Consider the following 5,637-nt stretch of genomic DNA (forward strand, 5'->3'; position numbering starts at 1 on the left):
CGAGAACCACAGGACTTGAAAGTCCCCCTTGCTAAAGGGGGATGGCCCGCAGGGTCAGGGGGATTTGACCTGCGGGTTATGTTCCATAAAGAAAGTGCTTAAAAATTAAGGCGCCACGGATGAAACGGATGATTCTCCATAGAGTTATCTCGGAGAATAAATCTGTGGGCCTAAAAGGGAAACAACGCTTGCATAAGCACACCGTCAGGGCTAGTCATTGAACAAAAGAACTAGAAAAAATAGTGAATTCCCGTCTTCCAAGTACCAAAACGTAATAAAAAGAAAAGGCACCACGGATGAAACGAACGCTCCGAGAAAACAAGAGATTTTCCTGCCATACGCGAAAGAAAACGTAGGCATAGCGGCGCTCTGCCGAGGCTTTCTGCCAAAGTATGGCGGAAAAAGAATTGTTTTATCGTGAGCTGTTCGTAAGTCTGTGGGCCGTGTAGTAGGGAGGTGTGCGCCATGGAAGAGGCGAGAAGTCTAGCGGCTAGAGACGCGTTTATTGTAACAAAAGGCCAGAAAAAAACGTTGCAGTGTGACGCTGACAGCATTGCCGGCTGCGTCAGTCAACGGGCTTGCGTCTACTGCGGCGCGCGGGTCGTGCTCAACCCGATTACCGACGCGTTACATTTGGTGCACGGCCCTATCGGCTGCGCCAGCTATACTTGGGATATTCGGGGCAGTCTGAGCAGCGGCGAAGAGCTGTTTCGCAACAGCTTTTCGACTGACATGCAAGAAGAAGACATTATTTTCGGCGGTGAAAAGAAGCTGGCTCTTTGTTTGGATGAGCTGATTACGAAATACCGTCCGCCTTTGGCTTTCGTATATTCTACCTGTATTGTCGGCGTGATCGGCGACGATTTGAAGGCCGTCTGCAAGGCGGCGTCAGAGCGGCACGGCATTGAGGTGCTGCCGGTGGAATCAAGCGGTTTTATCGGCAACAAGGCTGCCGGCTACCGAGCGGCCTGTGATGCGTTGCTGCGGCTGATCGCCATGCCGCTCTTTGCGGCGGAACGCCGCCGCAAAGAGCGCCGCAAAAAAAGCGGCAAACCGGTCATTAACTATTTGGGAGATTTCAATTTGGCCGGAGAGGCTTGGATTATTCGCGACTATCTGCGCCGATTGGGCGTAGAACTCAATGTGGTTTTTACCGGCGACGCCACCTATGCTGATTTAAAGCGGGCGCCGGAAGCGGAGCTGAACATTATTCAGTGCGCCGGTTCGATGCAGTATCTGGCGGGAAATATGCAAGAAGTGTATGGGATTCCGTCGCTGCAAGTTTCCTTTCTGGGTATGGAGGATACAGCGTCTTCACTGCGGGCCATCGCGCAAGAACTGGGAGAAGCGCAGATTGCAGCCAACGCGGAAGCGGTCATTCAGACGGAAGAAGCTGCTTATGCGCCGCAAGTGGAAGCGTATCGACAGCATCTGGAAGGGAAAAAAGCGGCGGTATATGTGGGCGGCGGCTTTAAGGCCGTCTCACTGATTCGGCAGTTCCGAGAAGTCGGCATGGAAGTGGTTATGGTGGGCAGCCAGACTGGACGCAAAGAGGAATACGCGCTGATGAATGACTTAGTCCAAGAAGGCGCGGTCATCTTAGATGATGCCAATCCGGCGGAGTTGGAGCGTTTTTTACTCGAACAAGGCGCCGATCTTCTGGTTGGGGGCGTAAAAGAACGTCCTTTGGCCTACAAGCTGGGGCGGGCGTTTTTGGATCATAATCATGATCGCAAGCATCCTCTCAGCGGCTATGTGGGGGCGCTGAATTTTGCCAAGGAAGTGTACTCTTCCATCTGTTCGCCGGTTTGGCGGCACTTGGGCGAGGCGCCGTGGCTGAAGAAAGGCGGTGTGTAGCATGGTGATGCGCAGCCGCAATGTCAATGAAAATCCCTGCAACATGTGCATGCCTATGGGCGGCATTTTAGCCTTGAAGGGCATTGAAAAAGCAATGGTGATTGTGCATGGCTCCCAAGGCTGCAGTACGTATATGCGGCGTCATATCGCCGAACACTATAATGAGCCCATTGACGTAGGCTCTTCCTCTTTGAACGAAAAAGGCACTGTGTATGGCGGCGAAGGCCAGCTCAAGCAGGCTATCGACAATATTTGCGCCGTCTATCATCCCGAGGTAGTCGGCATCGTTACCACCTGCTTGGCGGAAACCATTGGCGAGGATGTAAAGCGTATCGCTGAAGAATATATGCAAAGTCACTCGCAAGCGGGGGTGGCATTGGTAGCGGCATCTACGCCTGGTTACGGAGATAGTTTCGGTGAAGGATATCATCGGACCTTACGAGCGGTGGTAGAGACGTTGGCGACAGACGAAGTCAGACACGACGGAATCAATATTATCAGCGCGCTTCTCAGCCCGGCGGACATTCGCTGGATCAAAGGTCTGTTAGAGTCTATGGATGTTTCCTATACGTTTTTGCCGGATATCTCCGAGACGCTGGACAAGCCGTATTTGAAGGAGTACCGCAAGCTAGGGCCGGGCGGGACCTCTCTCATGGATATCCGGGGGATGGGCGGAGCGAAAGCGACGCTGCAGTTGGGCTGTACCGTAAAAAACTCTTTTTCGGCAGGCATGTATTTAGAAGAGCATTTTGGCGTTCCTTGCTATACCTTGCCTTTGCCGATTGGCCTAGAAAATACTGATTTATTCTTGGCGACGCTGCAGGAAGTCAGCGGCAAAAAGATACCGCAAGAGTTGGAGCAGCAGCGTGGTCGTCTGCAAGACGCCATGGTAGACAGTCACAAATACAATTTTGCCGGGCGTTGCGCTATTTATGGCGAGCCGGACATGGTCTACGCGGTGACCGCCTTGTGCTTGGAAAACGGTCTTTTACCGGTGCTTGCCGCAACCGGCAGCCGGGGCAGTCGCTTAGTGCCGCTGTTGGAGAAAAAACTGGCGGAGTTTCGGGAAACGCCGCAGCTGTTGGCGGGGGCCGACTTCGTCTCTATTCGCCAGGCTGTAGAAGAACGGCAGGTCAATTTGGTTATCGGTTCATCCGAAGGCCGTTATTTAGAAGAACGCTGTGGCATCCCGCTGGTACGGTTGGGCTTTCCTATTTTGGACCGCGTGGGCGGCGCCAGACAACTTTCAGTCGGCTATGAGGGGACGGCGCTTTTGCTGGATCGACTAACGAATGCGCTTCTGGATCATAAGCACAAACACTACCGCAAAGCGATGGAAGATGCATTTTGGCGGCCGGAAGAAGCGAATAATACAAGCGCTGACGATAGGCGTATTTGAAAAGGAGGCGGGCCTCATGAGCTGTCAATCTGAATCCTGTATGTACGAGGGCATGTCGCCGGAACTGGCTGCCAGTACCGCAAAACATCCCTGTTATTCCTTTGAAGCGCATCACCAATATGCGCGCATGCACCTGCCGGTAGCGCCTGCCTGCAATATCAGCTGCAACTACTGCAACCGGAAGTTCGACTGCGTCAATGAAAGCCGTCCTGGTGTAACCAGCGAAGTGCTGTCTCCTGAAGAAGCGCTGGAAAAATTTCTTTGGGTGAAGCGGGAAATGCCGAAGCTGAGCGTTGTCGGCATTGCCGGACCGGGAGACGCTTTAGCCAATTGGCCGGCTGTATCTAAGACGCTGCGCGCCATTCGGGCAGTGGATGAAAACGTGGTTTTTTGTGTATCCACTAACGGGCTGATGCTGCCAGTATACGCGGATGAGCTGTTGGAACTGGGCGTGCGTCACATTACGGTGACGATGAATGCGCTGGACCCGGCAGTGGGGGCTAAACTGTATCGCCATGTGTTATATGAAAACAAAGTGCTTCGCGGCGAAGAGGCGGCTAAACGCCTTATGGAAAATCAGCAAGTCGGCATTGCCCGTTTGACGGCGGCAGGAGCCTTGGTAAAAATTAATACCGTCATGGTTCCTGGCGTAAATGAAGCGCATATTCCGGAGGTAGTGAAAAAAGCCAAAGAGTTGGGGGCGTTCGTGAGCAACATCATGCCTCTGATTCCTGCGCCTGGGAGCGCCTTTGAAAATCTGCCGCAAACCAATCGTCGCGATTTGGACGCCTTGCGCGAGCGTTGTCAGATCGATTTGCGGCAGATGCGTCATTGTCAGCAGTGTCGAGCCGATGCAATTGGGCTTTTGACGCAGGACGAATCGGCGCGCTACCGGTTGCACGAGCAGCAGCTTCAGCCGATTGCCGCTGCTGGCGTATACCGTATTGCCGTTACTTCTAAATATCAAAAACTGGTGGACATGCATTACGGCCACGCTGAGCAGTTCCACATCTACCAGGTGCGCGGCAAACAGATGAAGTTCTTAGAGACGCGTCCCAGCCTGCGGTATTGCCGTGGCAAGGATGTTTGCGAAGAAGACGATACGCACAAGGGGAGCTTGGTGCAATTGCTTTCCGATTGTGATGCGGTATTGACCATGCGCATTGGACAGGGCGCTAAAGCGCGGTTGCAGCAGGCGGGCATTGTCAGTGTAGAATCGTGCAACAGCGTTGATGAGGGGTTGTTGTTTGCAGCGGAGTGCTTGCGGCAGAAACGAGCGATGTAAATTTTCTTGAAAGGGGTCTGGCAATGGAAAAACCGAAAAAGCATGTATTTATTTGTACTAGTTCGCGTATGACGGGGCAGCAAAAGGGCTTTTGCCACACAAAGGGCGCGGTGGATTTAGTAAACGCCTTTATGGAGGCCATTGAAGAAGAAGATTTGGAAGGTATTTTTGTTTCCAACACAGGCTGTTTTGGTCTTTGCGAAGAGGGGCCGATTGTAGTGGTCTATCCGGATAATGTTTGGTATGGCAAAGTAAGTGAAGACGATGTGACGGAAATCGTGGAAGAACATTTAGCGGAGGGGCGCATAGTGGAACGCTTGGCGCTTTAAAGAGTGAGTAGCGTACTAGCTTCTTGGAAAGAAGGTGTGGAAGATGGCGAAAGAAATTGCCGTGCTGACAGCGGTTGACGGACAAACGGCGCCCATGGATCAAGGCGGCTTGCTGCGCGTTTATCGCCGGCAAGAAGGAGGCTGGCAAGAAGAGCGCTCCATGCCGCTTTTGATGGCGGCGGGTGGCGGTCTGGCGGGATTGCGTAAGCAATTGGCGGCGATGGTGGAGTTTTTGGCGGGCTGTCGAATTGTAGTGGCTTCAACCATTACAGGTGTTCCTTACTATGAACTGGAGAAAGCAGGCTGCTCTCTTTGGGAGATGCAGGGGGCGCCGTTGGAGTTGCTGAACGAGGTGCTGGCAGGCGAAGAAGAACAGGCGGTCAAACCGGCGGTCGAGACCGTCTCGCTGCCTATTCCCGAGGAGTTGGGAGAGGGCCGTTACCGTATTTCCATCTGTGAGGTGCAGCGAGCCAGTGGCGGTATTACCTCTAAGCAGGTACTGCAGCCGTGGCTGCAAGGGCGAATCTTTGCTTCGCTGGAAATTTTGTGCACTCATGTGCCACCATGGCTGGAGTGTGAGTGGCAAAGCGGCGGCGCCTTTGCAGGCGTTAAAGAGAAGCTTCCTTCAGGGGAGTGGAAGGTGTTTTTGCAAGGTAAATAGGACAGATAAAATCGGCAGGAGCGGGAAGGTGAGAGCATGGCGCAGGATGTATTGTTTATCGATCAAACGCTGCGCGAAGCAGCGTCGTTAGGGCCTGCGGCGGTGA

General features: G+C 53.2%; 5 protein-coding genes. All 5 read left to right on the plus strand.

Annotation, left to right across the window (positions count from 1 at the left end):
• Window positions 1–465: 465 nt before the first annotated feature.
• The 5 genes from nifE to PHF27_RS07855 are packed head-to-tail and all read left to right on the plus strand — an operon-like array spanning window position 466 to window position 5,531.
• The gene (gene nifE / locus PHF27_RS07835) at window positions 466–1,857 is read left to right on the plus strand and encodes a nitrogenase iron-molybdenum cofactor biosynthesis protein NifE (protein ID WP_300068154.1); all 1,392 of its coding nucleotides are present in this window, start codon (window positions 466–468) and stop codon (window positions 1,855–1,857) included.
• A gap of 1 nt (window position 1,858) precedes the next feature.
• Window positions 1,859–3,256, plus strand: a complete 1,398-nt coding sequence (locus tag PHF27_RS07840) for a nitrogenase component 1 (RefSeq protein ID WP_300068156.1) — start codon at window positions 1,859–1,861, stop codon at window positions 3,254–3,256.
• A 16-nt stretch (window positions 3,257–3,272) separates the two neighbouring features.
• The gene (gene nifB / locus PHF27_RS07845; protein WP_300068157.1) at window positions 3,273–4,541 is read left to right on the plus strand and encodes a nitrogenase cofactor biosynthesis protein NifB; all 1,269 of its coding nucleotides are present in this window, start codon (window positions 3,273–3,275) and stop codon (window positions 4,539–4,541) included.
• Between the two features lie 23 nt (window positions 4,542–4,564).
• Window positions 4,565–4,870, plus strand: a complete 306-nt coding sequence (locus PHF27_RS07850; RefSeq protein WP_300068160.1) for a (2Fe-2S) ferredoxin domain-containing protein — start codon at window positions 4,565–4,567, stop codon at window positions 4,868–4,870.
• Between the two features lie 43 nt (window positions 4,871–4,913).
• Window positions 4,914–5,531 (plus strand): Fe-only nitrogenase accessory AnfO family protein, encoded by a 618-nt coding sequence (locus PHF27_RS07855; RefSeq protein WP_300068163.1) that lies wholly within the window; start codon window positions 4,914–4,916, stop codon window positions 5,529–5,531.
• Window positions 5,532–5,637 lie beyond the last annotated feature (106 nt).

It is taken from the genome of Anaeromusa sp. (genome assembly GCF_028691475.1).
Classification (GTDB): Bacteria; Bacillota; Negativicutes; order Anaeromusales; family Anaeromusaceae; genus Anaeromusa.

Bases quoted from the DNA above. Each gene is read 5' to 3' on its own strand.
- PHF27_RS07850 (WP_300068160.1), top strand. From the start codon at position 4,565: ATGGAAAAACCGAAAAAGCATGTATTTATTTGTACTAGTTCGCGTATG.
- PHF27_RS07855 (WP_300068163.1), top strand. From the start codon at position 4,914: ATGGCGAAAGAAATTGCCGTGCTGACAGCGGTTGACGGACAAACGGCG.
- nifB (WP_300068157.1), top strand. From the start codon at position 3,273: ATGAGCTGTCAATCTGAATCCTGTATGTACGAGGGCATGTCGCCGGAA.
- nifE (WP_300068154.1), top strand. From the start codon at position 466: ATGGAAGAGGCGAGAAGTCTAGCGGCTAGAGACGCGTTTATTGTAACA.
- PHF27_RS07840 (WP_300068156.1), top strand. From the start codon at position 1,859: ATGGTGATGCGCAGCCGCAATGTCAATGAAAATCCCTGCAACATGTGC.